General features: G+C 72.1%; 25 protein-coding genes and 1 riboswitch. Of the genes, 16 read left to right on the plus strand and 9 right to left on the minus strand.

Features of this window, described 5'->3' with window-relative positions:
* The first annotated feature begins 6 nt into the window (after positions 1 to 6).
* The 6 genes from AH6_RS12530 to AH6_RS12555 all read left to right on the plus strand — a co-directional run bounded on the left by AH6_RS12530 (position 7) and on the right by AH6_RS12555 (position 7,938).
* Positions 7 to 996 (plus strand): carbohydrate ABC transporter permease, encoded by a 990-nt coding sequence (locus AH6_RS12530; protein WP_067478724.1) that lies wholly within the window; start codon positions 7 to 9, stop codon positions 994 to 996.
* Positions 993 to 1,832, plus strand: a complete 840-nt coding sequence (locus AH6_RS12535) for a carbohydrate ABC transporter permease (RefSeq protein WP_067478727.1) — start codon at positions 993 to 995, stop codon at positions 1,830 to 1,832. Before AH6_RS12530 ends, AH6_RS12535 begins: the two co-directional genes overlap by 4 nt.
* Entirely contained in the window at positions 1,829 to 3,376 is a 1,548-nt protein-coding gene (locus AH6_RS12540) for a beta-N-acetylhexosaminidase (protein ID WP_245679288.1), read from the plus strand. Before AH6_RS12535 ends, AH6_RS12540 begins: the two co-directional genes overlap by 4 nt.
* A gap of 157 nt (positions 3,377 to 3,533) precedes the next feature.
* Positions 3,534 to 5,936 carry a glycoside hydrolase family 2 protein gene (locus tag AH6_RS12545; RefSeq protein WP_067478733.1) on the plus strand — a complete coding sequence of 801 codons (2,403 nt, stop codon included), beginning with the start codon at positions 3,534 to 3,536 and terminating at the stop codon, positions 5,934 to 5,936.
* 32 nt (positions 5,937 to 5,968) lie between these two features.
* Positions 5,969 to 7,006, plus strand: coding sequence for a class I mannose-6-phosphate isomerase (locus tag AH6_RS12550; protein WP_218005792.1), 1,038 nt, complete (start codon positions 5,969 to 5,971; stop codon positions 7,004 to 7,006).
* Positions 7,003 to 7,938 (plus strand): carbohydrate kinase family protein, encoded by a 936-nt coding sequence (locus AH6_RS12555; RefSeq protein WP_067479142.1) that lies wholly within the window; start codon positions 7,003 to 7,005, stop codon positions 7,936 to 7,938. The genes AH6_RS12550 and AH6_RS12555 overlap by 4 nt, the downstream gene beginning before the upstream one ends.
* Before the next feature lie 38 nt (positions 7,939 to 7,976).
* On the opposite strand, the gene AH6_RS12560 is transcribed toward AH6_RS12555, so the two are convergent.
* On the minus strand, positions 7,977 to 8,543 hold the full coding sequence (locus tag AH6_RS12560; protein ID WP_067478739.1) for a TetR/AcrR family transcriptional regulator: 567 nt from the start codon (positions 8,541 to 8,543) through the stop codon (positions 7,977 to 7,979).
* 102 nt (positions 8,544 to 8,645) lie between these two features.
* On the opposite strand from AH6_RS12560, the gene AH6_RS12565 reads away from it, so the two are divergent.
* The gene (locus AH6_RS12565) at positions 8,646 to 9,569 is read left to right on the plus strand and encodes an NmrA/HSCARG family protein (RefSeq protein WP_067478742.1); all 924 of its coding nucleotides are present in this window, start codon (positions 8,646 to 8,648) and stop codon (positions 9,567 to 9,569) included.
* Positions 9,570 to 10,001: 432 nt separating this feature from the next.
* Complete coding sequence (locus AH6_RS12570) at positions 10,002 to 11,294, plus strand: PLL family lectin (RefSeq protein WP_067478745.1); 1,293 nt, start codon at positions 10,002 to 10,004, stop codon at positions 11,292 to 11,294.
* A 238-nt stretch (positions 11,295 to 11,532) separates the two neighbouring features.
* On the opposite strand, the gene AH6_RS12575 is transcribed toward AH6_RS12570, so the two are convergent.
* Positions 11,533 to 11,898 carry a hypothetical protein gene (locus AH6_RS12575; RefSeq protein ID WP_067478748.1) on the minus strand — a complete coding sequence of 122 codons (366 nt, stop codon included), beginning with the start codon at positions 11,896 to 11,898 and terminating at the stop codon, positions 11,533 to 11,535.
* A gap of 218 nt (positions 11,899 to 12,116) precedes the next feature.
* Here AH6_RS12575 and AH6_RS12580 point away from each other — a divergent pair, with 218 nt between their 5' ends.
* Together AH6_RS12580 and AH6_RS12585 are read left to right on the plus strand one after the other, a co-directional pair.
* Positions 12,117 to 12,746: a ClpP family protease gene (locus tag AH6_RS12580; RefSeq protein WP_067478751.1), complete on the plus strand. Its 630-nt coding sequence runs from the start codon at positions 12,117 to 12,119 to the stop codon at positions 12,744 to 12,746.
* Positions 12,743 to 13,348 carry a ClpP family protease gene (locus tag AH6_RS12585; protein ID WP_067478753.1) on the plus strand — a complete coding sequence of 202 codons (606 nt, stop codon included), beginning with the start codon at positions 12,743 to 12,745 and terminating at the stop codon, positions 13,346 to 13,348. The genes AH6_RS12580 and AH6_RS12585 overlap by 4 nt, the downstream gene beginning before the upstream one ends.
* Here AH6_RS12585 and AH6_RS12590 read toward each other — a convergent pair whose 3' ends face one another.
* Both AH6_RS12590 and AH6_RS12595 read right to left on the minus strand, forming a co-directional pair.
* Positions 13,349 to 13,717: a helix-turn-helix domain-containing protein gene (locus AH6_RS12590; RefSeq protein ID WP_067478756.1), complete on the minus strand. Its 369-nt coding sequence runs from the start codon at positions 13,715 to 13,717 to the stop codon at positions 13,349 to 13,351.
* Between the two features lie 72 nt (positions 13,718 to 13,789).
* Positions 13,790 to 14,617 carry an alpha/beta fold hydrolase gene (locus tag AH6_RS12595; protein ID WP_067478759.1) on the minus strand — a complete coding sequence of 276 codons (828 nt, stop codon included), beginning with the start codon at positions 14,615 to 14,617 and terminating at the stop codon, positions 13,790 to 13,792.
* A gap of 127 nt (positions 14,618 to 14,744) precedes the next feature.
* Here AH6_RS12595 and AH6_RS12600 point away from each other — a divergent pair, with 127 nt between their 5' ends.
* The 4 genes from AH6_RS12600 (at position 14,745) to AH6_RS12615 (ending at position 18,754) form a co-directional block, all read left to right on the plus strand.
* Complete coding sequence (locus AH6_RS12600; protein ID WP_245679289.1) at positions 14,745 to 15,104, plus strand: winged helix-turn-helix transcriptional regulator; 360 nt, start codon at positions 14,745 to 14,747, stop codon at positions 15,102 to 15,104.
* 39 nt (positions 15,105 to 15,143) lie between these two features.
* Positions 15,144 to 15,211: riboswitch (guanidine-III (ykkC-III) riboswitch) on the plus strand.
* A gap of 13 nt (positions 15,212 to 15,224) precedes the next feature.
* Entirely contained in the window at positions 15,225 to 16,103 is an 879-nt protein-coding gene (locus AH6_RS12605; RefSeq protein ID WP_067478765.1) for an MBL fold metallo-hydrolase, read from the plus strand.
* The gene (locus AH6_RS12610; RefSeq protein WP_169807841.1) at positions 16,100 to 16,978 is read left to right on the plus strand and encodes a PhzF family phenazine biosynthesis protein; all 879 of its coding nucleotides are present in this window, start codon (positions 16,100 to 16,102) and stop codon (positions 16,976 to 16,978) included. The genes AH6_RS12605 and AH6_RS12610 overlap by 4 nt, the downstream gene beginning before the upstream one ends.
* Positions 16,979 to 17,038: 60 nt before the next feature.
* Complete coding sequence (locus AH6_RS12615; RefSeq protein ID WP_067478772.1) at positions 17,039 to 18,754, plus strand: cation:proton antiporter; 1,716 nt, start codon at positions 17,039 to 17,041, stop codon at positions 18,752 to 18,754.
* A 12-nt stretch (positions 18,755 to 18,766) separates the two neighbouring features.
* Here the strand turns inward: AH6_RS12615 and AH6_RS12620 are convergent, their stop codons facing one another.
* Both AH6_RS12620 and AH6_RS12625 read right to left on the minus strand, forming a co-directional pair.
* Entirely contained in the window at positions 18,767 to 19,645 is an 879-nt protein-coding gene (locus tag AH6_RS12620) for a dienelactone hydrolase family protein (protein WP_245679290.1), read from the minus strand.
* A gap of 137 nt (positions 19,646 to 19,782) precedes the next feature.
* Positions 19,783 to 20,634, minus strand: coding sequence for an SDR family oxidoreductase (locus tag AH6_RS12625; protein ID WP_067478775.1), 852 nt, complete (start codon positions 20,632 to 20,634; stop codon positions 19,783 to 19,785).
* A gap of 104 nt (positions 20,635 to 20,738) precedes the next feature.
* Here AH6_RS12625 and AH6_RS12630 point away from each other — a divergent pair, with 104 nt between their 5' ends.
* Positions 20,739 to 21,698, plus strand: coding sequence for an AraC family transcriptional regulator (locus AH6_RS12630; RefSeq protein ID WP_067478778.1), 960 nt, complete (start codon positions 20,739 to 20,741; stop codon positions 21,696 to 21,698).
* 11 nt (positions 21,699 to 21,709) lie between these two features.
* Here the strand turns inward: AH6_RS12630 and AH6_RS12635 are convergent, their stop codons facing one another.
* Positions 21,710 to 22,258 carry an NUDIX domain-containing protein gene (locus AH6_RS12635; RefSeq protein WP_067478781.1) on the minus strand — a complete coding sequence of 183 codons (549 nt, stop codon included), beginning with the start codon at positions 22,256 to 22,258 and terminating at the stop codon, positions 21,710 to 21,712.
* A gap of 4 nt (positions 22,259 to 22,262) precedes the next feature.
* Positions 22,263 to 22,916, minus strand: a complete 654-nt coding sequence (locus AH6_RS12640; protein WP_067479146.1) for a maleylpyruvate isomerase N-terminal domain-containing protein — start codon at positions 22,914 to 22,916, stop codon at positions 22,263 to 22,265.
* A 398-nt stretch (positions 22,917 to 23,314) separates the two neighbouring features.
* On the opposite strand from AH6_RS12640, the gene AH6_RS12645 reads away from it, so the two are divergent.
* The gene (locus AH6_RS12645; RefSeq protein WP_157431426.1) at positions 23,315 to 24,535 is read left to right on the plus strand and encodes a wax ester/triacylglycerol synthase domain-containing protein; all 1,221 of its coding nucleotides are present in this window, start codon (positions 23,315 to 23,317) and stop codon (positions 24,533 to 24,535) included.
* Here the strand turns inward: AH6_RS12645 and AH6_RS12650 are convergent.
* Complete coding sequence (locus AH6_RS12650; RefSeq protein WP_067478787.1) at positions 24,525 to 25,151, minus strand: dihydrofolate reductase family protein; 627 nt, start codon at positions 25,149 to 25,151, stop codon at positions 24,525 to 24,527. The genes AH6_RS12645 and AH6_RS12650 overlap by 11 nt on opposite strands.
* Positions 25,152 to 25,197: the final 46 nt, after the last annotated feature.

A 25,197-nucleotide genomic window follows, 5' to 3' on the forward strand; every position in this document is an offset into this window, starting at 1 on the left:
TCCCCGATGTCGACGACCCGGCTCGCCCGGACCGGCGGGCCGCGCCCGGCGGCCGCCGCCGGGCGCGGACGGTCGCTGTGGCGCACGGTTCGCGCCAGCGGCTGGTCCTACGCCTACCTGGCGCCGTTCGTGGTGCTCACCGCGGCGTTCGTGGTCTACCCCATCTTCGCCTCGCTGGGGTACACGTTCTACGACTGGGACGGCATCGGGGAACCGTCCGACTTCGTCGGCCTGGCCAACTTCAAGCAGGTGGCCACCGACGGGTACTTCTGGCGCGCCCTCGGCAACTCGGCCCTGTACACGCTGGTGCTGGTGCCGGTGCAGCTCGTCCTCGCGCTGGTCCTGGCGCTGGTGCTCAACAACCCCAGGCTGCGCGGCTCCACGTTCTACCGCGCGCTCTACTTCCTGCCCGCGATCACCTCGATCGCGATCGTGGGCATCGTGCTGAAGCTGATGCTGGCCAACTTCGGCGACGCGGTCAGCAAGCCGTTCCTGAAGCTGGGCCTCACCGACGAGCCGCTCCAGTTCCTCGGCAGCCCGCACCTGTCGATGTGGACGGTCATCGCCATCGGCATCTGGAACACCCTCGGCTACAACATGATCTACTTCCTGGCCGGGCTGCAGACCATCCCCAAGGACCAGTACGAGGCCGCGCAGATCGACGGCGCGGGGAGGTTCGCGCAGTTCGTGCACGTCACGATCCCCGGCCTGCGCAACGTCGGCCTCGTCATCGTGTTCCTGGCGATCGTCGGGAGCCTCCAGGTGTTCGACCTGGTCATGGTGCTCACCGGGGGCGGCCCCTTCTACTCCTCCGACGTCATCACCACCTACATCTACCGCGAGGCGTTCGGGCAGGTGGGCACCGGCGTCGCGGTGGAGCCCCACATCGGACTGGCCTCGGCGGCCTCGTTCCTGTTCGGCCTGCTGCTGCTGGTCGTCACGTCCGGGCAGATGCTGGCGATCCGCAGGCTGCGCGCCCGCAAGGAGGGCAAGTGACCGAGCTTAAGGGCGCGCGGGCCCGCCGCGGCCTCACCCACCTCGTGCTGCTGGCCATCGGGTTCGCCTACGTCTACCCGTTCCTGTGGGCGGTCGGCAGCTCGCTGAAGACCAAGATCGACTTCCTGGACGGCGGGCTCGGCCTGCTCCCGTCCCGCCCGGTGTGGGAGAACTACGCCCAGGCGTGGCGGGAGGCCAGCTTCGGGACCTACTTCGTCAACACGCTGGTCATCTCGGTGACCACCGTGGCCTTCACCCTGCTGTTCACCGCGATGGCGGGCTACGCCCTGGCCCGGCACACCTTCCCCGGCAAGAAGATCATCCTCGGCGTCATCCTGGCGACCTACCTGCTGCCGCACGGCTACACCATCGTCCCGATCTACGACCTGATCAACTCGCTCGGCCTGCTCAACACGCTGACCTCGGTCATCCTGGCGCAGGTCGGCGGCGGCCTGGTGTTCGGCACGTTCATGTTCATGGCCTACTTCTCCACCCTGCCGCGCGAGCTGGAGGAGGCCGCCCGGGTGGACGGCGCCGGCTTCAACACGCTGTTCTTCCGCGTGATGTTGCCGGTGTCCAAGCCCATGATGGCCACGCTCGGCCTGTTCACCTTCATCAGCTCCTGGAACAACTTCTTCCTGCCGCTGGTGTTCACCCTCGGCCGCCCCGAACTGCGCACCGTCGGGGTCGGGCTCTACGCGTTCACCAACCAGACCACCACCGACTGGACCCTGCTGTGCGCCGGCGCGGTGATCTCGCTCGCCCCCATCGTGGTGGTGTTCGTCGTCGCCCAGCGCTACATCGTCGAGGCCATCGCCGGCGCGGTGAAGGCATGACCCGCCCCCAGCCGACCCCCGAGGAGGTCCCGATGCACCTGATCCCGCGCCCGGCCGCACTGACCGAGACCGCCGGGACCTGGCGGTTGACCGAGGCCACCGGCGTGCTGGCCGGTCCCGGCGCGGCGGGGGTGGACGATCTGGTGCGCGAGCTGCTGGGCCGCCCCACCGGATACGGGCTGCGGCCCGCCGCCGGGCCGGGGCCCGACACGATCGTGCTGCGCGTGGACCCGGCCCTGGGCCGCGAGGCGTACCGGCTCTCGGTGGACGCCGACGGCGTGACAGCCACCGGCGGGGACGCGCAGGGGCTGCGGCACGCCGTGCAGACGCTCCGGCAGATGTTGCCCGCCGAGATCTTCGCCGCCGAGCCGCCGCCCGGCGTGGCCTGGACGGTGCCGTACGCCGAGATCGAGGACGCCCCCAGGTTCGGCTGGCGCGGCGTGCTGGTGGACGTGGCCCGGCACTGGTTCCCCCTGGAGTTCCTGTTCCGCATGGTGGACCTGGCGGCGCTGCACAAGCTGAACGTGCTGCACCTGCACCTGACCGACGACCAGGGCTGGCGCATGGAGATCGAGCGCTACCCCCGGCTCACCGAGGTCGGCGCGTGGCGGGCCGAGTCGATGCTCGGCCACCTGGAGGACGACCGGTACGACGGCGTCCCGCACGGCGGCTTCTACACCAAGCGGGAACTGCGCGCGCTGGTGGCGCACGCCGAGGCGCGCGGCGTCACGATCGTCCCCGAGATCGACATGCCCGGACACATGACCGCGGCCATCGCCGCCTACCCCGAACTCGGCGACGACCCCGCCGACCCGCCCGCGGTGTGGACGCGCTGGGGCATCAACGACCGGGTGCTCAACGTCGAGGAGACCACCGTCGCGTTCTTCCAGGGCGTGCTGGAGGAGGTGCTGGAGGTCTTCCCCGGCCCGTGGATCCACCTCGGCGGCGACGAGTGCCCCAAGACGGAGTGGAACGCCTCGCCCCGGGCCCGGGAGCGGATGCGCGAGCTGGACCTGCCCGACGCCGCCGCGTTGCAGAACTGGTTCATGGGCCGCATGGCCGCGTTCCTGAGCGAGCGCGGGCGGCGCGTCATCGGCTGGGACGAGATCCTGGAGGCCGATCTGCCCGCGGACGCGACCGTGATGTCCTGGCGCGGGGAGGAGGGCGGCGTCGCCGCCGCCGCGCTCGGCCACGACGCCATCATGTGCCCGGACACGCACCTGTACCTGGACTTCTACCAGGCCGATCCGGAGACCGAGCCGCTGGCCATCGGCGGCCTCACCACGCTGGAGAAGGTCTACGGCTACGAGCCGGTGCCCGCCGGGCTCCCCGCGGAGGCCGCCGCCCGCGCCCTCGGCGCGCAGGGGAACCTGTGGAGCGAGTACATGCCGGACGCGCGCCACGTCGAGTACATGGCCTTCCCCCGCCTGTGCGCCCTGGCCGAGGTCACGTGGGGCACGGCCGGGGAGTTCGCCGAGTTCACCGGACGCCTGGACCGGCATCTGCGCCGCCTCGACCACCTCGGCGTCCACTACCACCGCTGACGGCGCCGCCTGCGCTCCCACCGCGCTCCGGCCGGAGCCGGGCAGAGTACCGCCGTGCGCCCGGCGGCGGCGCGTCCGCGCCCCGTCCGGGCCGTCCCACCGGCGCGGTCCGCCGTGGTCACGGCGGACCGTGTCGTTCACCAGAGAAGGAGTTCTCGTGTCGTTGTCGATTCCGCTTACGGACGGTTGGACGTTGCGCCCGGCCTCGCCGGGCCCGCTTCCGGACGGGACCGCCGTCCCGGCGACGGTGCCCGGGTGCGTGCACACCGACCTGATGGCCGCGGGGTTGCTGCCCGACCCGTTCCTGGACGACAACGAGGCGGAGGTCGCCTGGGTGGGCCGCGCCGACTGGGCCTACACGACGCGGCTGCCGGAACCCGACGGGGCGTTCGGGCGGACGGACCTGGTGTTCGAGGGCCTGGACACGGTCGCCGAGATCCGGGTCGGGGACCGGGTGCTGGGCCGCACGCGGAACATGCACCGCTCCCACCGCTTCGACGTGACGGGCCTGTCGGGGGACCTGGCGGTGCGGTTCACCTCCGCCTACACCGAGGCCGAGGCCGTGCGGGCGAAGCTGGGCGACCGGCCGACCACCTACACCGAGCCGTTCAACTTCGTGCGGAAGATGGCGTGCAACTTCGGCTGGGACTGGGGTCCCACGCTGGTGACCGCCGGGATCTGGCGGCCGGTGCGGCTGGAGCGGTGGAACACCGCGCGGCTCGCGCGGGTGCGCCCCCTGGCTGAACCGACCGGCGAGGGCGGCCGGGTCGAGGTCCGCTTCGACGTGGAGCGGCTCGACCCGGACGCGCCGCTGGAGGTCCGGGTACGGGTCGCCGGAGCGTCGGCGCAGGCGGCCGTCGCGCCGGGTGCCACCACCGGGACCGTCGTCGTCACGGTGCCGGACGCCGAGCTGTGGTGGCCGCGCGGGTACGGCGCGCAGCCGCTGTACGAGTGCGTCGTCGAACTGTCGTCGGGCGGCGTGGAGCTGGACCGGTGGACGCGGCGGATCGGGTTCCGCACGGTCGAGCTGGACACCCGCCCCGACGAGCACGGCACCGGGTTCACGCTGGTGGTGAACGGAGAGCGGATCTTCGCGCGCGGAGTGAACTGGATCCCCGACGACGCCTTCGTGACCCGGGTCGGCGCGGATCGCTACCGGCGTCGGCTCCGCCAGGCCGCCGACGCCAACGTGGACCTGGTGCGCGTCTGGGGCGGCGGCATCTACGAGGACACCGCGTTCTACGACGCGTGCGACGAGCTGGGCCTGCTGGTCTGGCAGGACTTTCCGTTCGCGTGCGGGGCCTACGCCGAGGAGGAGCCGCTGCGCTCGGAGGTGGAGGCCGAGGCGCGGGAGAACGTGGTCCGGCTGATGCCGCACGCCAGCCTGGTGTTGTGGAACGGCAACAACGAGAACCTGTGGGGGTTCCGCGACTGGGGCTGGGAGGAGGCCCTGGACGGGGCGTCCTGGGGCGAGGGCTACTACCTGGGCCTGCTGCCCCGCGTCGTCGCCGACACCGACCCCACCCGTCCCTACTGGGCGGGCAGCCCGTGGTCGGGTTCCTGGCGGCACCACCCCAACGACCCCGCGCACGGCACCACCCATTCCTGGGAGGTGTGGAACGAGACCGACTACACCGGCTACCTGCTCGACGTGCCGCGCTTCATGGCCGAGTTCGGCTGGCAGGCACCGCCCGCGTGGGCGACGTTGCGGCGGGCCGTGACCGGCGGGGACCCGTCGGTCGACTCACCGGCGCTGGCTCACAGGCAGAAGGCCGAGGACGGCATGGGCAAGCTCGCGCGCGGCCTGGCGCGCCGCTTCGACGAGCCGGAGTCGTTCGACGAGTGGCACCACCTGACCCAGGTGGTGCAGGCCCGCGCCGCCGCCGCAGGTATCGAGCACTGGCGCTCCCACTGGCCGGTGTGCGCCGGGACGGTCATCTGGCAGCTCAACGACTGCTGGCCGGTCATCTCCTGGTCCGCCGTCGACGGCGACGGCCGCCCCAAGCCGCTGTACTTCGAGCTGCGCCGCCTGTACGCCGACCGCCTCCTCGCCCTGGCCGAACGCGACGGGAACCTGGTCGTCGCCGCCGTCAACCAGGCGGCGGACCCCTGGACCGGCACGATCACCGTCCGCCGCCTGGACACCGGCGGCGCGGTGTCCGCCGGTGTGCAGCAGTCCTTCGAGGTGGCGCCCCGCACGGTGGCCGTCCTCGACCTGCCCCCGGCGGTGGCCAAGGCCGACGACCCGTCCCGCGAGTTCTGGCTCGCCGAGACCGGCGGCCACCGCGCCTGGCGCTTCGACGTCCCCGACGGCGACTTCGCCTACCCCGAGCCCCGCATGGACGTCCGAGCGGTACCGGCGGGCGACGGCACCGACGTGACCGTCACCGCGCGCACCCTCGTCCGCGACCTGTACCTGCACGCGGACCGGCTCCACCCCGACGCCGTCCCCGACCGGGGCCTGACCACCCTGCTGCCCGGCGAGTCGTGCACCTTCCACGTCACGGGCTGGACCGGCGCGGCGGACGCGGCGCGCGCAGCCCTGCGGTGCGTCCGATGAATCCCCCCGACCGGAGCGCCGAGGAGCGACGAGTGCGACCGATCATCCTGCCCGCCAACCAGCCGCGGCACTTCTACCGGGGCGGGGCCGCCATCGCCCGCTTCCGCGGGGAGCCGCCCGCCGACGACCACCGGCCCGAGGACTGGGTCGGCTCGGTGACCGGGCGGTTCGGCGCGGGACCGGTCGGGGTGAGCGTGCTCCCGGACGGCCGTCCCCTGCCCGAGGCGATCGCCGCCGACCCGCAGGGCTGGCTCGGCCCCGCCCACGTGGCCCGCTGGGGCGACTCGACGGCCTTCCTGGTCAAGCTGCTGGACGCCGGGCAGCGGCTGCCGGTGCACTGCCACCCGACCCGGGCGTTCGCCCGCGAGCACCTGGGCTGCGCGTTCGGCAAGACCGAGGCGTGGCTGGTGCTGGACACCCCCGGCCACGGCGACGGGCTGGTGCGGCTGGGCTTCCGGGAGGAGGTCTCCGCGGAGCGGTTGCGCGTCTGGTCCGCCACCCAGGACCGCGCGGCCATGATCGAGGCCACCCGTCCCGTCCGCGTCCGGCCGGGCGACGCGGTGCTCATCCCCGCCGGGCTCCCGCACGCCATCGACGCCGGGGTGTTCGTGGTCGAGCTCCAGGAGCCCACCGACTTCAGCGTGCTGCTGGAATGGGAGGGGTTCGCCCCCGCCGGGGACGAGACGGGGCATCTGCGGCTCGGCTGGGACACCGCGCTGGAGTGCGTGGACCGGCGCGCCTGGTCGTCCGACCAGGTGGCCGGGCTGATCCGTACCCGCGCGGACATGCCCGAGACGGCGCCCGGGGTGCGGCGCGTCCTACCCGAGAGCGCCGACCCGTTCTTCCGCGCCGAACTGGCCGGGCCGGGAGCGGAGCTGTCCGCCGGGTTCGCGGTGCTGGTCGTGCTGCGCGGCGCGGGCGAGCTGCGCCACGGCACGCAGCGGGTGGAGCTGCGCGCCGGGCAGACCGTCCTGGTGCCCTACGGGGCCGGGGACACCACGCTGCACGGTTCCGACCTGGAGGTTCTGCGGTGCCTGCCGCCCGCGCCCGGCGCGGAGAGCACGCCATGACCCCGACGGCCGCCCAGATCACGGTGCTGGGCGAGGCGATCGTCGACCTGGCCGGTAGCGCCGACGGCCGCACCTTCCGGGCCGACCCCGGCGGCAGCCCCGCCAACGTCGCGGTGGGCCTCGCCCGGCTGGACGTGCCGGTGACGCTGGTGACGGGCCTGGGCGACGACGCTTTCGGCCGGTTGCTCGACGCGCACCTGACCGGTGCGGGCGTGCGCCTGGCCGCCCGCCCGGCGGCGTTCACCAGCCTGGCGGTGGTGACCCTCGAAGGCGCCGGTATCCCCGCCTACGATTTCGTCCTGTCCTGGGAGCAGGACGAGACCCCGCTCCCGCCCGGCACCCTCGCGCTGCACACCGGCTCGCTGGCCGCCGCACTGAGCGCGGACCGCGTGGAGGAGGCCATGGCCGCCGCCCGCGCCACCGCTTCGGTGACCTACGACCCCAACATCCGTCCCGCCCTGGCGGCCGACCCGGCGGTCGAACGTGCCCGCGTCCAACGCCAGATCGCCTTGAGCGACGTGGTCAAGGCCAGCGAGGAGGACATCGCCTGGCTCTACCCCGGCACCGACCCGCTGGAGGCGGCCCGGCGCTGGCGGGCGGCCGGACCGGCACTGGTGGTGGTCACCCACGGCCCGGACGGGGCGACCGCGCTGGGGGCGGGCGAGCCGGTCCACGTCCCGGCCCCGGCGGTGCCCGTGGTCGACACCGTGGGCGCGGGGGACGCGTTCATGGCGGCGCTGCTGGCGGGCTTGTGGTCGGCCGACCTGCTGGGTGCCGACCGCCGCACCGCGCTGGCCGCCATGCCCGCCGGGCCGTTGGCGGCGCTGCTGGAACGCGCGGTGCGGGCCGCCGCCCTGACCTGCGCCCGCCCCGGCGCCGACCCGCCCACCACGGCGGAACTGACCGCCGCGAGCGGAGCGCGCCAGCGATGAGCGCGCCGGGAACGGTGGAGGCACCGTTCCCGGCTTCGTCAGGTCTGCGGGCTCAGTCCCGCCACGGTCAGCCGGAACAGCCGGTCCGCTCGGGCGGCGGGGTCGGGGTGGTGCTCGGTGGCCAGGGCGATGCCGACGACCAGCGTGATCAGGTCGGCGACGGTGACGTCCGCCGCCACCGCGCCGTCCCGCACGGCGCGGCGCAGCAGCGGGCCTGCCGCCTCTTCCAGCGCCGCTGAGCAGGCGTTCTCGTGCGCGGGGTCGGCCCCAGCGCTGTCGTAGGCCAGCGAGGCCGCCAGGCCCCGGGCCGAGACGCAGTAGGCGACGACGTCGCTCAGCCATTCCAGTAGCGCGCTCCGGCTGTCGTCCCTGCCGGTCAGTTCCTGGGCGCGGACGCACAGGGCCTCGATCCGTTTCCGGGAGACCGCCTCCAGCAGCGCGCGGCGGGTTGGGAAGTGTCGGCGCACGGTCGCCGAGCCGACGCCCGCGATGCGGGCGATCTGTTCCAGGGAGGCACCGGCGCCGTGGGCGGCGACCTCCTCTTCGGCCACGGCGAGGATGCGCGTGTAGTTGCGCCGGGCGTCCGCGCGCTGGTGGCCGGACATGGCGTCACCTCCGGGATTGCTAAGTGGCGGGCCCCGCCATATCGTACCGGAGTAGAAACGGCGGGCCCCGCCGTTTAGCTGGACGAGTACCCGAGGAGCACCATGTCCACAACGTCCGCGCCCGTCCTGGTCACCGGTGCCACCGGCAAGCAGGGCGGGGCCACCGCCCGCGCCCTGCGCGCGGCGGGCGTTCCCGTCCGCGCGCTGGTACGCGACCCGGGCACCGACCGGGCCAGGGCCGTCGAGGCGCTCGGCGTCGAACTGATTACCGGCGACCTCCACGACCGCGCTTCGGTGATCCGGGCCGCCGAGGGCGCCCGCGCCGTCTTCTCCGTGCAGATGCCCGGCATGACCGCGGAAGGATTCGACTTCGACGGCGAGGTGACCCAGGGCGTCAACCTCATCGAGGGCGCGAAGGCGGCCGGGGTGCCGCAGTTCGTGCACACGTCCGTCACCGGCGCAGGTCAGCACACCCAGGCTCCCGGCTGGGCCGAAGGCCGCTGGGCTTCGATGGAACCCACCCTGGGCGCCAAGAGCACGATCCAGGACCGGGTCCGCGCGGCAGGCTTCCCCCACTGGACAATCCTCAAGCCGGGCTTCTTCATGGAGAACTTCCTGCCGTCCATGGCGTTCCTGTTCCCGCGCGGCGTCGAGGGCGGCCTGGTGAGCGTCCTGAACCCCGACACCCGACTGTCCCTGGTCGCGGTGGACGACATCGGCAGGGCAGCCGCCGCGGCCGTCGCCGCGCCGGAACGGTTCGACGGGATCGAACTGGAACTGGCCAGCGACCACCTGTCGATGACGGAGATCGCCGAGATCCTCTCCCGCGCCCTGGGCACGCCGCTGCCCGCACCGGACATGACCGAACAGGAGGCCCTCGCCGCCGGAATGCCGCCGATGGGCGCCAACCACGAGTGGCTGAACGCGGTCGGCCAGCCGGCCCGCCCGCAGTACGCGAGGGACCTCGGCATCCCGCTCACCGGCTTCGAGGAATGGGCACGGGAGCACATGCGGGCCACGGCCTGACCCGGCCCCGCACGTCGTCCGGGAGGATTTCGCGCTGGTCAGCGGCAGGCTGGGCGAACGCGCCCATGCCGGTCCGCCTTCCTGGTGGGCGGACGGGATCCACCTGGCCCTGCCGTTCGCTTTGGCGGCTGGGCCAAGCTCCGTTCCGACCACCCACGCCCGTTCATCGCCCGCAGAGAGCAGGGACGGCTCCGAGCGGGTGTGGCGGCAACCGGCCATCCAGAAGCCTGCGGCAACCGTCCGACCGGCCGAGACGGTCAGGTCGGGCGCGTGGCCGGTTAGCGCCACGCGCACGCCCTTGCAAGCGATGGGGCACGCTCGAATACTCAAGGCCGGTGACGAGTTCCGCGGCGCATCCTCCTACCTGTAAGGACGTGATCGCATGACCGACGAGAACACGACCAGAGCCGAGACCCCCGGCACCCCTCCGCTGTGGGGACCGTGCCGTACGCCGTCTCCCACGAGGAGGCGCAGCGGATCTCCCAGGAGTATCTGGACGAGGCCCGCAAGCAGTTCGAGGAGCAGACCGCCCGGCTCACCCACGCGAGGCAGGACACCGTCCGCCGGGCCGAACTGGAGCTGAACGCCAACGGCCGGCAGGTGTACGTCAACACGAAGTGGTGGGGCTTCGAGATCGTCCTCAACGCGGCGGCCGCCCAGGCCGCCGCCGACATCGTGGAGACGATCGGGGAGATCGCCGGGCACGTCCTCGGCAAGACGATCGGCGCGGTGGTCGAGGCCGCCTGCAAGATCCGCGCGTTCATCATCCGGGAGATCGGCAAGGACTACGGCTGCCGGCTGGTGTCGCCCTGGACCGCCCCGCTGATGCTCATCCCCATCCCGCTGGCCCCCACGCAGGACACCTCCCTGTGGTGGACGGTCATGAACGCCTCGCACAACTGGAGCCAGGACGAGAAGTTCCCCGGCCACCTCTCCAAGGCCAACCCGGCGCTGGCGGAGTTCCGCGGCAAGCTGTACTGCGTGCACCGCGGGGACCAGGACAGCAAGCTCTGGTGGACCGTCTACGACCCCGTCCGCAACAACGGCTGGAGCACCGACACCGCCTTCCCCGACCACTACAGCGGCGACGGCCCGGCCCTGGCGGTCTACAACGACCGCCTGTACTGCGTGCACCGCGGAGCCGGCTCCGACCGGCGACTGTGGTGGACCCGCTTCGACGGCACCAGCTGGAGCCGCGACACCCAGATGAACGGGGCGACCAGTCGAGGTCCGGCCCTGGCGACCTTCGGCAACAACTTGTACTGCGCCTACAAGGACGCCAACGGCACCCAACTGTGGTGGACCCGCTTCAACGGCACCAGCTGGAGCAACGATGCGCTGTTCGGAAGCCACAACACGGCTTCCAACCCCGCCCTGGCCGTCTACAACAACTCGTTGTACTGCGTGCATCGCGGCGCCGGCTCCGACGAGAACCTGTGGTGGGCCCGCTTCAACGGCACGAACTGGAGCACCGACACCCGGCTGCCCGCCCACCAGAGCAAGGAAGGCCCTGCCCTGGCCGTCTACAACAACCACCTGTACTGCGTGCACCGCGGCGGCGGCTCCAACCAGCGCCTGTGGTGGACCCGCTTCAACGGCACGAGCTGGAGCACCGACACCCAACTGCCCGCCCACCAGAGCGCACAAGGTCCCGCCATCGTCGCCTACCGCGACCCCAACGGCACCGAAACCCAGCTCTTCTGCGTCCACCGCGGCTCTTCGTAGAAGCCGGGCACGGTCGACGTGCCCACCGGCAACGCCGCACGCCGCAAGGGCCCGCCAGGGCCGATCCACGACCGCAACGGGCCCTTCGACACGCTTGAACTGACCAGGACCGAGATGTACACGGGCAACCTGGGACGACCACCCGGGAGATCGAGACCTGCCATCCTGCCGAGTGGATCCAGATTCAGGGCAAGCCGAAGCGGTCAGGCGGTAACGGCCCCCTTCGCGTAGCGAGTTGCTACGTGATGGGCCTGACCACACGGGAGGGGGAGTTCATGCAGCGCCAGACCGCTGTGCCCTTCACGACATCGGCAACGGCTGGGTGCTGGTGGCCGGGACATGCCGGAGCCGGACGCCCCTGCGTCGTCTCCATCACGTGCTGCTGGAGTTGGTCGGCAAGCCGGGCGAGGGCTTCCACCGGTGGCTCGGGGCTGACGAAGGCCACGCCGCTGGCATTGCCGTCGAGGTCCAGCCATATCCGGTATCCGGCGTAGGGGTCGTCAGATTCGACCCAGAGGGCATAGGGCCGGTCTGGAGCGAGCTGGGCCATGACCAGTTCGGCCCACGCCAGTACTTCGTTCGGGTCAGGAATCAATTCCGCCATGCCTGCATGCGCCCCGCCCAGGTGATTGGTTCAGTGCCGGTGCGTCGGCCGATCCTCACCCGGGATCGTCTGTAGTGCTGCGAGGCTACAACATCGAAACTCTGTCTCGTGATTCGTCGGCGGCGCGCGGAGTTGGGTCTGGTTTTGCTGCTCAGAGCAGATCTGCCGTGGGCAGATCTGGCTGTCTCCGGTGTCCGAGCTGGCGCAGAGTGAAAGGCATGAGCGAGCAACAGAAGTTCCCCCTGTTCAACGAACGTGTGCGCAGTGAGCTCTACAGTCAGCGCGTCCTCGTGCTGGACGGTGCGCTCGACGACGACAACGGCACGCTGCTGGCCACCCAGATGCTCAGCCTGGCGGGGGAGAACCCGTCGGACGACATCGCGCTCTGGATCCATTCGCCCGGCGGGTCCGTGCCGTCGATGCTCGCGATACGCGACGTCATGCGGCTCATCCCCTGCGACGTCGCCACGGTGGTGCTCGGCATCGCCTACAGCGCGGGGCAGTTCCTGCTGTCGTCCGGTACCCCTGGGAAGCGGCGCGCCATGCCGCACGCCCGCGTCCTCATGCACCAGGGGTCCGCCGGGATCGCCGGTCCCGCCGTCGACATCGAGCTCCAGGCCAACGACCTGCGCCACACCCGCGACACCGTGCTCGGGCTCATCGCCGAGGACACCGGCCAGCCCCTCGACCGGATCTTCGAGGACTCCCTGCACGACCGCTGGTACACCGCGCAGGAAGCGCTGGAGTACGGGTTCATCGACACGATCGTCAGCACCTACGACGAGGTCGTGCCGCCCCGTCGCCGCACCGTCGGGCTCACCGCCCCGGCCGAAGGAGCCACCCGATGAGCACCTACACGATCCCCAACGTCATCGCGCAACACTCCCGCGGTGAGCGGATCATGGACGTCTACTCGCACCTGCTGACCGAGCGGATCATCTATCTCGGCACCGGCATCGACGCGGGTGTCGCCAACGCCCTCGTCGCGCAGCTGCTCCACCTGGAGGCCGACAGCCCCGACCGCGACATCCAGCTCTACATCAACTGCGAGGGCGGCGACCCGAGCGCGATGCTCGCCGTGTACGACACGTTGCGCTACATCCGTCCGCAGGTGGCGACGACGTGCGTGGGGCAGGCCGTCTCGGTCGGCGCGGTGCTCCTCGCGGCGGGCGCTCCCGGCAAGCGGGCCGCGCTGCCGCACACCCGCGTCGTCCTGCACCAGCCGACGGGGCAGGGACGCGGGCCGATCCCGGACCTCATCCTCCAGGCGGACGAGGTCGTGCGCGTGCGCGCCGACATCGAGCAGATCCTCTCCCGGCACACCGGGCAGGACACCAAGACGCTCCGCGCCGACACCGATCGCGACCGCGTGTTCACCGCGCAGACCGCGCTGAAGTACGGCCTCATCGACCACGTCATCGAGGAGCGGAAGCCGTTCTCCGTGTCGTGACTAGGCGGCCAGCGAGTAGGAGACCTGGCAGGTCGGGCCCGCCGGAGCGGTTCCGGCGGGCACCGCGGTCAGGAGGCTCGTGGCGACCGTGAGGGTCAGGTCGGCGAGCGTCATGTCCAGGGCGCCGGCGACCGCGGCGATCATCTCGCTCGACGGCTCCTTGACGCCGCGCTCGATCTCGGAGAGGTACTGCGGGGAGAGCCCGGCGCGGCGGGCGGTCTCGGTCAGGATCTCGCCGCGTTCGGTGCGCAGGCGTCGCAGGCACCGGCCGAGCGCGTCGCGCCACAGCGGCTCCGACGGCCGGGGCTCCGTGGCCGGTCCGTCCGGCGTCTCGTCGGCGGGCTTGAGCGGGCGGGTGATCTCGGCCATGCGCACACCGTAACCCGGCGAAGTGAAGGGGCACCACGCGTTCCGCTCACCGCAGAACGGGATTCTGCGCCGTCAGCGGGCCAGGAAGGGGGCCAACAGGGTCAGCAGCGCGTCCGGGCGGTGCTGGGGGATGATGTGCCCGCATCCGTCGATCAGGTGTCCGGTGAGGTCGTCGGTGATCGGGCGTAGTTGGCGTTCCAGCGTCCGGCCCACCGGGTGTGAGCCGATGGCCATGGTCGGGACGGTCAGGCGTGTCGTGGCGGCCTGCTCGATCTGCGCCGCGCTGGCGGGCAGGGCGCGGTAATAGGAGAAGGCGCAGCGCAGGGCGTCGCGGCCGGTGTAGGCGCGAACGAAGGCGTCCCGTACGTCGGGGCGTACGCCTTCGCCCAGCGTGCCGGCGTTCAGGAACCAGTCGATGTACGGGGCCTCGTTGCCGACCAGCACGGTCTCGGCGAGGTCGGGTACGGCGTGGAAGCCGAACCACCAGGGCGCACCGTTGGCGAGGAAGTCCTCTGCGCCGGGCAGGCGGCCGAGCAGCGACTCCATGAGCACCAGCTTCCCGACGAGGTCGGGCCGGTTCATCGCCAGCAGGAAGGCGGGCGGGGCCCCGGCGTCGATCCCTACGACGGCGGCCGAATCATGGCCCAGTGCGTGGAGGAGTTCGGCCGCGTCGTCGGCCAGGGACTGCGCGTCGTAGCCCGTCTCGGCTCGGGTGCTGTCGCCGAGGCCGCGCAGGTCCGGCGCGATCACGCTGTAGTCGTCGGCGAGGCGGGGGAGCACGTCTGCCCACAGCCGCCACGTGTGGGGGAAACCGTGCAGGAGCAGGACGGCCGGTCCCTGCCCGGCCAGGGCGACGTTGAGTTCCACGCCGTTGACGGGGATGCGACGGAGTTCGGGCACGTTCCACCTGTCCAGAGCCGGTAACCATTGGTGACAAGCAAACGGTAGGCGACTACGCTTTCCCGCAGAAGAAGGCACTTTCCCGTCAGGTGGTGAGCTCCAGGTGACTACGGCCAGGCGAGGGAACGTGTTCCAGCCGCAGTGCCCGACGCGCCACCTGCTCGACCGCATCGGCACGAAGTGGACCTCGATGGCGGTCAAGGTGCTGGCCGAAGCGGCACCCGGCGAGCTGCGCTTCAGCCAGCTGCGCCAGCGGATGCCCGGCATCTCGCAGAAGATGCTCTCCGTCACCCTGCGCAGCCTGGTCCGCGACGGCCTGGTTGCTCGACGCGTGGAGCCGACCGTGCCGCCGCGCGTGTTCTACCGGCTCACGGCCCTGGGCCTGTCACTCGACGCGCCCCTGGCGGCCCTGCGCACGTGGGCGGAGGAGCACATGCCGGAGATCGAACGGAACAACCACGCCCACGACGCCCAGGAAGCCGACTGACCGCCGGACGTCGTTGATCATCCTCGTGGTACTTTTCCCCTGGCAGCCCGCACGCGCTTGCCCCGGACGAGATGTGCGCCGTACCCGGCCCGCAAAGACGACGCACTCGAAGGAGCCGTCATGGTCGCGGGCACGTCCCTCATCGATTTCACCGAAGCCACGCCGCGTCCCCGCGCGCTGGACGTCCGCTGGATCCACGGCTCGCCGTCGGCCAAGCACAACACCGACCCCGACATCCAGGTCCACGCCTACGACGAGCACACGTTCATCCTCCGCCAGAACATGGCGATCGACTACGAGGCGCCGTTCCTGTTCCTGCTGTTCGGGAACGAGCGCGCGGTGCTGATCGACACCGGCGCCACCGCGTCCGCCGAGTACTTCCCCCTGCGCCGGGTCGTCGACGAGATCGTTGACGGTTGGCTCGACCAGCACCCCCGCGAGCGGTACCACCTGCTGGTGCTGCACACCCACGCGCACGGCGACCACGTCGCGGGCGACGGCCAGTTCGCCGACCGCCCCGACACCACGCTGGTCGCCGGGGACCTGGCCACCGCCTGGGAGTACTTCGGGTTCGCCGAGGACCCCGACGCCGTGGCGCGGGTCGATCTCGGCGGTCGCGTCCTGGAGTGCCTGGCCACCCCGGGCCACCACGAGGCGGCGGTCACCTTCTACGACCCGTGGACCGGGTTCCTGCTCACCGGCGACACGGTCTACCCGGGCCGCCTCTACATCCAGGACTGGCCGACGTTCGTCCGGACCATCGACCGCCTGATCGACTTCTCCGACCGGCGGCCCGTCACCCACGTGCTCGGCTGCCACATCGAGATGACGAACCGGCCGGGCGTGGACTATCCGATCCGCACCACCTACCAGCCCGACGAGCCCCCGTTGCAGCTGACCACCGGGCACCTGCGCGAGATCCGCGCGGCGCTCAAGGAGATCGGCGACCAGCCCGCCCGCCGCGCCCACCCCCTGTTCATCCTCTGGCCGAACCCGTGAGCCGCACGGACGCCCCCGTGCTGTTCGGCTCGGCCTTCGTCGACGCCCACGATCCGCACAACGGCCTCGGCAACCCCTTCGCCGTCGTCGAAGCCTGCGACGTGGAGCAGCGCCAGGCGCTGGCCGCCCGCACCGGCACCCCCGAGACCGTGTTCGTCGACGCCCTCCGCGAACCGCACGAACCGGACGGCCCCTACGAACTCGACGTCACCGTCCTGACCCCGACCGGCAAGGCGCTCGGCGCGTGCGCGCACGGCTTCATCGGCGCCGTGCACGCGCTCGTCGAGGCCGGGGCCGTCGAGCCGGGCCACGATCTCCTGATCACCACGCCGGTCGGAGGCTCCGCGCGCGCCTCGCTTCCCCGCGCCGGAACGGTCATGCTGCACTTCGTCTCCGCAGAGCCGCGGACCGTGCACGGCCGCGCTCGGGCGCTGGAGGAGATCTTCCACGTGCCGCTGCCGTCCCTGGCCGACGGCCTGCCGGTCCTGTCCGTCGGATCACCCAAACTGACCGTCGAGGTGGAGCCCGACGCCTTCGCCCGGCTGCGACAGGAGTTGGACGGGCTGGACTACAACCGGTTGACGGCCCTGCAACGCGAGCTGGACGTCAACGGAATCCACCTGTTCTGCCGCAACGGCACGTCATCGCTGCCCGAACACGCCGTCCAGGTGAACGCCTACCTCGGCCGGAGCCTGGTCGTGGACCGCGCCACCGGCGTCTCGAACGCGGCCCAGGTCAGCGCCGACCCGCACGTCGCCGAGGGCCAGGAGTTGCAGATCACCCAGTACACCCGGGCCGGACGCTCGGCCGTCCTCACCCTGACGAAAGGGGAGGGCCGCAACGTCCACGTGGGCGGCGCCGCGATCCTGACCTGAGCGCCCCGCCGCGCTCCCTCACGGTGCGTGACCGGAGAGGCGGCGGGGAATGAGTTGATCATGGCTGGGACCCTCGTCGCCGTCGCCGGCGTGATCAGCATCGTGGTGGTCGCCGCGCTCTCCCGGCGCGTGGGCGTCGCCGCGCCGCTCGCCCTGGTGCTGGTCGGGACGGCGCTGGGCTTCCTGCCGGGCGCGCCGACGGTCGAGCTGGCCCCGCACTGGGTCATCACGATCATCCTGCCGCCGCTGCTGTACGCGGCGGCGGTGCAGATGCCCGCCATCGACTTCCGCCGCGACCTCAAGGCCATCGGCGGGCTGGCGTTCCTGCTGGTCGCCGTCACCACGCTGGGCACCGGCTACCTGTTCGCGTGGCTGCTGCCGGGGCTGGGGCTGGCCGCCGCGTTCGCGCTCGGGGCCGTGGTCAGCCCGACCGACGCCGTCGCGGCCACTTCGATCGGCCGCAGGCTCGGCCTGCCCTCGCGGCTGCTGACCATCCTGGAGGGCGAGGGGCTGGTCAACGACGCGTCCGCGCTGGTCCTGCTCGCGTCGGCCACCGCCGCCATGACCAGCACCGTCCATCTGGGGCAGATCGGGCTGGAGTTCGTGTGGGCCGTCGTCGCCGCGACGGTGATCGGCGTGCTGGTCGGGGCGGTCACCGTCCGGATCCGGGGGCGGCTGAACGACGCCGTGCTCACCACCGCCATGTCGTTCGTGGTGCCGTTCCTGGCGTTCCTGCCCGCCGAGGAGCTGGGCGCGTCGGGCGTGCTCGCGGTCGTGGTGTGCGGGCTGGTCAACGGCGACCAGAGCCCCCGTTACCTGCGGGCCACCGACCGCATCGCCGAATCGGTCAACTGGCGGACGGTCGCGTTCCTGCTGGAGAGCGGCCTCTTCCTGGTCATGGGCCTGCAACTGCACACCCTGATCGACCAGTGCGAGGCCGCCGGGCTCAGCGTCGCCTGGGCCGTCGGCATCGGCCTGGCCGCCTCGCTGCTGGCGATCGCCACGCGCATCCTGTTCGTGGTGCCGCTGGTCTCGATGATGCGGCACGACGCCGCCCGCGCCGCCTCCCTCGGGACCAGGTTGCAGGAGGTCCGCGACCGGATCGCCGCCGCCGACATGGAGAACCGCGCGCCCCGCCGCACCCAGCGCTTCCAGCAGCGCCTCACCCGCATGGAGGGCGACATCGCCTTCGTGCTCGCCGAGAACCTCGGCTGGCGCGGCGCGGCGGTCCTGGCCTGGTCGGGCATGCGCGGCGCGATCACCGTCGCCGCCGCCCAGACCCTCCCGGCCGGCACTCCCTACCGGCCGCAACTCCTGCTCATCGCCTTCGTCGTCGCGCTCACCACCCTGCTGCTCCAGGGACTCACCCTGCCCAAGGTGATCCAGGTCCTGCGCGTCCCGGCCGACGACGCCGCCGCCGACCGGGCCGACTACGCCACGCTCCTGGGCGAGATCCAGGCGCAGACTCAGGGCTTCCTGGACCACCCCACCCGCCCCGACGGCACCTCCTACCCTCAGGATGTCGTCGACCGTGTCCGCTCCTACTGGGTCCGCATCCCGCCCGCCGCTTCGGACGACCCGCCGCCGCCCAGCGACGCCCGGGATCCGCACGAGCTCTACCGCGAACTGTCGGCCGACTACCTCCGGGCCCAGCAGACCGAGCTGCTGAACATCCGCGCCACCGGCGCCTACAACTCGCGCATCCTCAGCCAGGCCCAGCACACCCTCGACAGCGCACTCGCCCAGCTCCAGCAGGCCGACGACGCGGCGCACTGAACCCCGGAACGGTCAGCGCCCGGCTTGCGCGGCGGGCCCGTCGAGTCCCAGCCGTTGCCGGAACAGGTCCAGAACCTGGTCGAAGGCGGCACGGGTGGGCTGGCCGGGCTCGTCGATGAGGTGCTCGGTGAGCGGCGAGTGCGGGCGGATCAGCGCGGCGGGGTCGGCCGCATCGTCGTCAAGTTCGACGGCCACGAAGGCGTCGCCCAGGTGCTTGTGCAGGAAGGCGAAGCGGGCGTCGGGCACCAGGATGTCACCGCGAAAGCGCAGGCCGAGCACGGTGAGACCGGCCGCGCAACGCTTCTGCACGGCGGCGAGGTCGTCGCCGGAGATGTCGATCGAGGCGCGCCGGCGCGGGGTGATCGGCAGGGGCAACGACGGCTGGGCCAGGACGGGGGCCAGCAGCCGTTCGTCGGTCGCCATGGCCAGGGCGAACCCGCCGGTGACGCACATGCCGATCGCGCCGACGCCCGGCCCGCCGCACCGCCGGTGCTCGTGGGCGGCGAGTTCGCGCAGCCAGGGGACGACGGGGGAGGTCCGGCCGGTGGCCAGCAGGGAGAACTCGCGGCTGACGCAGATCTGTGCCGCCGCGCGGGCCGTGGTCGTCACGGTGCCGCGCCAGCCGTGCGCGCGGGGGTGGTACTCGCGGCCCGCGACGCCGAACAGGTCGGGCAGCACGACCGTACAGCCGATGTCGCGCACCTGGCGGGCGAACGCCGCCACCTTCGGGCTGATGCCGGGGACCTCGGTCATCACGATCACGGCGGGGCCGGTGCCGGACCGCAGGACGGCGTGGGCGCGCCCGGAGGCGGCGAACTCCTCGCGGGTGAAGTCGTCCAGCGGATCGTCGCCCACGGCGGCCGGTGGGATGTCGCGATCGGGCAGGGTCACGGGGGCTCCCTCGGGGACGGATCTCGCAGCGGCGTGCTCGGGCAGATCCTCCTCTAACGGACGGCCGGTGACCAGCGGCCGACAGGTTGCGCGGTCGTCCCGGTGCCTGGCACCGGGACGACCGCGCAGGCGGCGGATCACGCTTGCGGGCCGGAGCCCCAGAGAGCCGCGTTCTCGCTCGCGTAGGACTTCAGGGAGCGCGCCGGACGTCCGGTGATCCGTTCGACGGTGTCATTCACCAGAGCGTTCGTGCCCTCACGGATCAGCCGGAACAGGCCCAGTTGCCAGGTGATCGACCCCTCGTCCAGACCGGCTTCCCGCAGCCCGTCCGCGAACTGGTCGGCGGAGATGGGGATGTAGCGCAGTTCCCGGCCCGCCGCTTCACCCAAAACCCGCACCACCTGGTCGTACATCAGCGCCTCGGGGCCTGTGAGGATGTAGGTCTCGCCCGCGTGCCCCTCCTCGGTCAGCGCGGCGGCGGCCACTTCCGCGATGTCGCGGGTGTCGACGAAGCCCAGTTCGGCGTCGGCGGCCGGGAGCGCGAGCATGCCGTTCTCGCGGAGGAGCGTCCCGAAGCCCTCGCCGAAGTTCTGCTGGAACCAGTTCGGCCGCAGGATGGTCCACTCCTTGCCCGAGGCGCGCACGTCCGCCTCCCACACGGCCATCGGGATCACGTCGGGCAGCCGGTCGACCCCCAGCACCGACAGCAGCACGACCCGGCTCGCGTGGGGCGCGGCGGCCAGCAGGTCGCGGACGAGGGCGGGCTCGCCGGGCAGGGCGTACGGGCCGACGATGTACAGGCCGTCGATCTCGCGCAGCGCCGGTCCCCAGGTCGCTCGGTCCGCCCAGTCGAAGCGCACCGGCTCGACACCGGCGCTCGCCGGTCCCGGGTTGCGGCTCGCCGCGCGGACCCGGACGCCGCGCGCCACCAGGGCGTCCACCACAGATAGGCCGGTCTTGCCCGTCGCTCCCAGCACCAGAACGGTCATCGTCTCCCTCTTTCGGATCGGGTGTCTGGTGACGAAGCTACGGAACAAAACCAGGACGATGAATGCCTGTCAGTCCGGGATTCATGTCTTAGACTCCGAGAATCGTGGACGTACTTTCCGACGCGCTCGCCGCCATGCGGACGGGCCGCACCCGCGCCGCCCGCACCGACGTCCAGGCTCCGTGGGGCCTGCGTTTCTCAGCGGTCACCGGCACGACCTTCCACGTCGTCCTCCACGGCACCTGCCGCCTGCTGACCGACGGGGCCGAGCCCTTGGAGCTGGGGCCGGGCGACGTCGTCTTTCTGCGTGAAGGCAGCGCGCACGCCCTCGCCGACGCCCCGGACACACCGCTGGTCGACTTCGTCCCCGACCGCTCCGATCCGGACTCACCGATCGGTCACGTCCGCATCGACGGCCCCGGAACGCGCTCCATCCTGCTCTGCGGCGCCTACCAGCTCGACCGCACCCGGCCGCATCCGCTGATGAGGGAGCTGCCGGAGATCGTGCACCTGCCCGCGCGCCCCGACCGGAACGGCGAGCTCGCCCACCTGGTCGGCCTGCTCGCGACCGAACTCGACCAGAACCGGCCCGGCCGCGACGGCATCGTCCCCTCCCTGGTCGACGCGATGCTGCTCTACATCCTGCGCACCTGGGCGGACGAGCGCGCAGCCTCGGCGGGATGGGCGCAGGCGCTCGCCGACGGCGCGATCGGCCAGGCGCTGCGGGACATCCACGCCCGGCCGGGCCACCCCTGGACGGTGGAGCGGCTGGCGGCGCGGAGCGGCCTGTCCCGGTCGGTGTTCGCCCAGCGGTTCACCGCGCTCGTGGGGGAGCCGCCGGTGGCGTACCTGACGTGGTGGCGGATGACCAGCGCGGGCCGCATGCTCCGAGAGTCCGACGCCCCGCTCAGGAACGTGGCCGAGCGGGTCGGCTACACGTCGGAGTTCGCCTTCGCGAAGGCGTTCAAGCGCGCGTACGGCGTCGCGCCCGGCACATACCGCCGCGCCGCGGTGCGGGACGCGCTGGACGTTCCGCGCCAACGAGCGGCGCACGACGCGAGGTGAGGGCGAAGCCGCTACAAACCCTTCATCAGCATGAGCGCGTAGGCGGCGAGGGTGGAGTCGTCGGTGATGCGGCCGTCCTCCACCATCGCGGTGAACTCGGCGCGGGAGATCCACGCCTGCCGCATGTCCTGCTCCTCGATCTCCCGGTCGCGGTCGCCCCGCTCCAGGCCGGTGGCGAGGAAGACGTTGTAGCCCTGGCCGCTGGTGCCGTGCGCGCAGTTCAGGTAGCCGAGATGGCGCAGCTCCCCGGCGCGCAGGCCGGTCTCCTGGGCGAGTTCGAGCCGGGCCAGCTCCTCGGGATCGGCCTGCTGCCCACCCGGCATCGTGCCCTGCGGGAAGTTCCACGTCCGCCGACCGATCGGGTAGCGGTACTCCTCGACCATGTGGAAGCCGTCGCCCTCGGCGGGGATGACGAGCGCGAAGTCGGGCTTGTGGACGACCCCGTAGAGGCCGAGCGAACCGTCCGGACGCTCGATGCGGTCCTCGGTCACGGTCATCCACGGGTTCTCGTAGACGACCTTGCTGTCCAGCTTCCTGATGACGCCGCCGGTGTCGTCCATCCGCTCAGCCGAGCACGAACGGGATCTTGGCGGCCAGCTCGCCCAGCGCGCCGCGCTCGGCGTCCGTCGCGGCCCGGCGCCCGGTCCCGACCAGCAGCGCGTCCGCGTCGGAGAACGACGCTGGGAACGGGGCCCCGGCGATCTCCTCCAGTGACGCGCGGGCGGCCGCGAGGGTCTCGGCGGGCGGTCCGGCGGCCGACGGCAGGTGCATGACCAGGTCGAGGTGGTGCAGCGTCCACTCCATGACGTACGCCGACAGGTAGTCGCCCGCGGTCAGCACCTGGTCGCGGGTGCGGACGCGGGCGTCCCGGTCGGCGAGCACGGCGGCGCGCCCGGCGGCGGAGCCGACATCGTCGAAGTGAAACCTGAGCCACCGGGGCTCGCCGTACGCGGCGGCCAGCCGGGGGACCAGCGCGTCGAGCGGGTCCTCGCCGGTCGGGGGATCGACCAGCTCCCAGTAGGTGACGGCGTTGACGGTCGGCTCGCCGTCGGCGGGCGTGACCAGCGTGATCAGGACGTCCTGGGCGTCGATGACCAGGTGGCACACCAGGTCGCGCACCAGCCAGCCGGTGCAGCCGGACGGCCGCTCCCAGTCCTCGTCGGAGAGTTCGTCGACCGCCGCGCGCAACGCCGCCCAAGAGCGTGAGAACAGATCCACCCCGGCACGGTAGTGCGGCAGCGGAACGGCGGACAAGCACATTTGCGCGGCCGGTGGCGGTACCGCCCGTCCGGGCGGCGGGATGTGCGGCTGGACCCGCGCGTACCCGGCAGCGCTTCGATCCCTGACCGGAACGTGTGACCGCAGGTGGCGAAGTGGTCTGCGTGTGTTGGCCGTCAGGTGAGGGGCCTGCCGCCGGATGGAGCGTTAAGCGGTGGGTGCGAGCGGTGAGGTACCTGGGGTGCGAGGTTCACGGCGAACGTGCCGTGAACGCGCGGCCCAGCGGTGCCCCTGTCGGGGACAGGGGCGGACGAGAGGGCGTGATCGTGGGTTTTCCACGCGCTCGGCAGTCGGACCAGGCGGTCCGGCTCACCGCCCTGGACCGCGTCGTAGGTTGGATGGCCGAGCAGGGGGCCGACGAATCGCACATGCACATCGGCGCGATCATGCGCGTGGACGGCCCGCCCCCATCCCTGGCGTCGTTGCGGGACCACGTCGCGGGACGCATCCAGCACGCTCCGGTGCTCGAATACCGGCTCGGCCACCGTCGCCGCTGGTGGGAACCGGTGTCAGGACTCGGCGTCGACGTCGCCGCGCACGTCGAGGAGATGCCGTTGCGGCCCAGCGCCGACGCGCTGGCGGCCGCCGCAGCGGTCATGCGCCGCCCTCTGCCGCCGGATCGGCCGTTGTGGGCGCTGACCCTGGTGCACGGCTACGCCAGTGACCAGTACCTGCTGTGCTACCGGACCCACCACATGTTCCAGGACGGCATGTCGGTCACCGCCACCCTGGAGACCCTGTTCGGCAACCGGCGGCTGGCGCGGCCCGGCAGCAGGCCCATTCCGCGCAAGGCCCCGGGCCCCGCCAAGGCGAAGCCGAAACACCAGCCCTTCGACCTGGGCCTACCGCTACGGCGCTGCGCCCGATGGTCCCCGATCCGGGGCCCGCTGACCCGCCACCGGACGTTGCGCACCTTCGAGCTCGACTCCCGGACGCTGGAAGCCGTCGCCCACAGCACCGGCGCCAGCGTCAACCAGGTGTGCCTGGCCGCTCTCACCGGAGCCCTGCGCGCCTGGACGCCCCGGGACTGGTCCCGGACGGCCCCCGCCAACGACCGGCGCGGGCTGGCGGTGGCGATGCCGGTGAACCTGCGCTCGCCCGACCGCGACGGGGCCCTGGGCAACCATGTCGCGGTGCTGCCGGTGGTCCTGGCCTGCGAGCAGGAGTCGCCGCAGCGGCAGCTTGAGAGCATCGTCGCCCAGACCCAGGCGCGCCGCATCCTGCGCCACCGCGCCCGGGGTCGCGCGCTGGAGCGGTTCATGTCCTATCCGGTGGCGCGGGTCCTGTTCACCCGCTTCACCGATCCCTGCTACCTGGCGATGGTGGTCACGACCGTCCGGGTGGCGCCCGGACTCACCGTCCTGGGGAGTCCGGTCCGCGACTTCCTGCCCTGCCCGCCCCTGGCTCCGGGCCAGCACATCGTCATCGCGCTGACGCAGTACGGGCCCAAGGTCACCGCGTCGCTGCTCGCCGACAACGTCGTCCCCGAACTCGACCGGCTGGAGGCGTGCTGGCACCAGGCCCTCGCGGGCCTGCAACGGTTGACCCCTACGAAGTGACCTGCGCCGCCTGGTCCTGCGGCAGGTGCTCCCGCGCCTCCTCGTAGCCCCCGGTGTGGTCCTGGCCGTCCAGGGTGTAGACGGAGTGCAGCACGCCGGTGGTGAAGGCGGTGGACGACAGCAGGCGCAGCGGCAGCGGCTCGCCCTCCTCGAACAGGCGCATGCCCTTGCGGACCGCGATCGGGTGGACCAGCAGGTGCAGCTCGTCCAGCAGGCCCGCGGCGAGCAGGGCGCGCACGACCGACACCGAACCGCTCATCCCGATGTCGCCGCCCGGCTCGTTCTTCAGGGCGGTGACGGCCTCGACCAGGTCGCCGCGCAGCTGCTCGGAGTTGCGCCAGGTGAAGCCGAGCTCCTGGTTCGAGACCACGATCTTGCGGGCGTCGCCGAGCTTCTTGGCGAACACCGCGTCGGCATCGCCCGCGGCCTCGCGGTCCGGCCACGCACCGGCGAAGCTGTCGTAGGTCTTGCGGCCGAGCAGCAACGTGTCGGCCGCGCCGAGCTGGGCGTCGACGGCCGCGCCCATCTCGTCGTTGAAGTACGGGAAGTGCCAGTCCTGCGGGTCCTCCACGACTCCGTCGAGGGAGATGAACAGACCAGCGGTGATCTTCCGCATCGGATGCTCCTGATGTAGTGAAAAGGCGTCGTCTCACCTGATACGA

Origin of the sequence: Actinomadura hibisca NBRC 15177, from assembly GCF_001552635.1 — a bacterium.
In the GTDB taxonomy this organism is placed as follows: Bacteria; Actinomycetota; Actinomycetes; order Streptosporangiales; family Streptosporangiaceae; genus Spirillospora; species Spirillospora hibisca.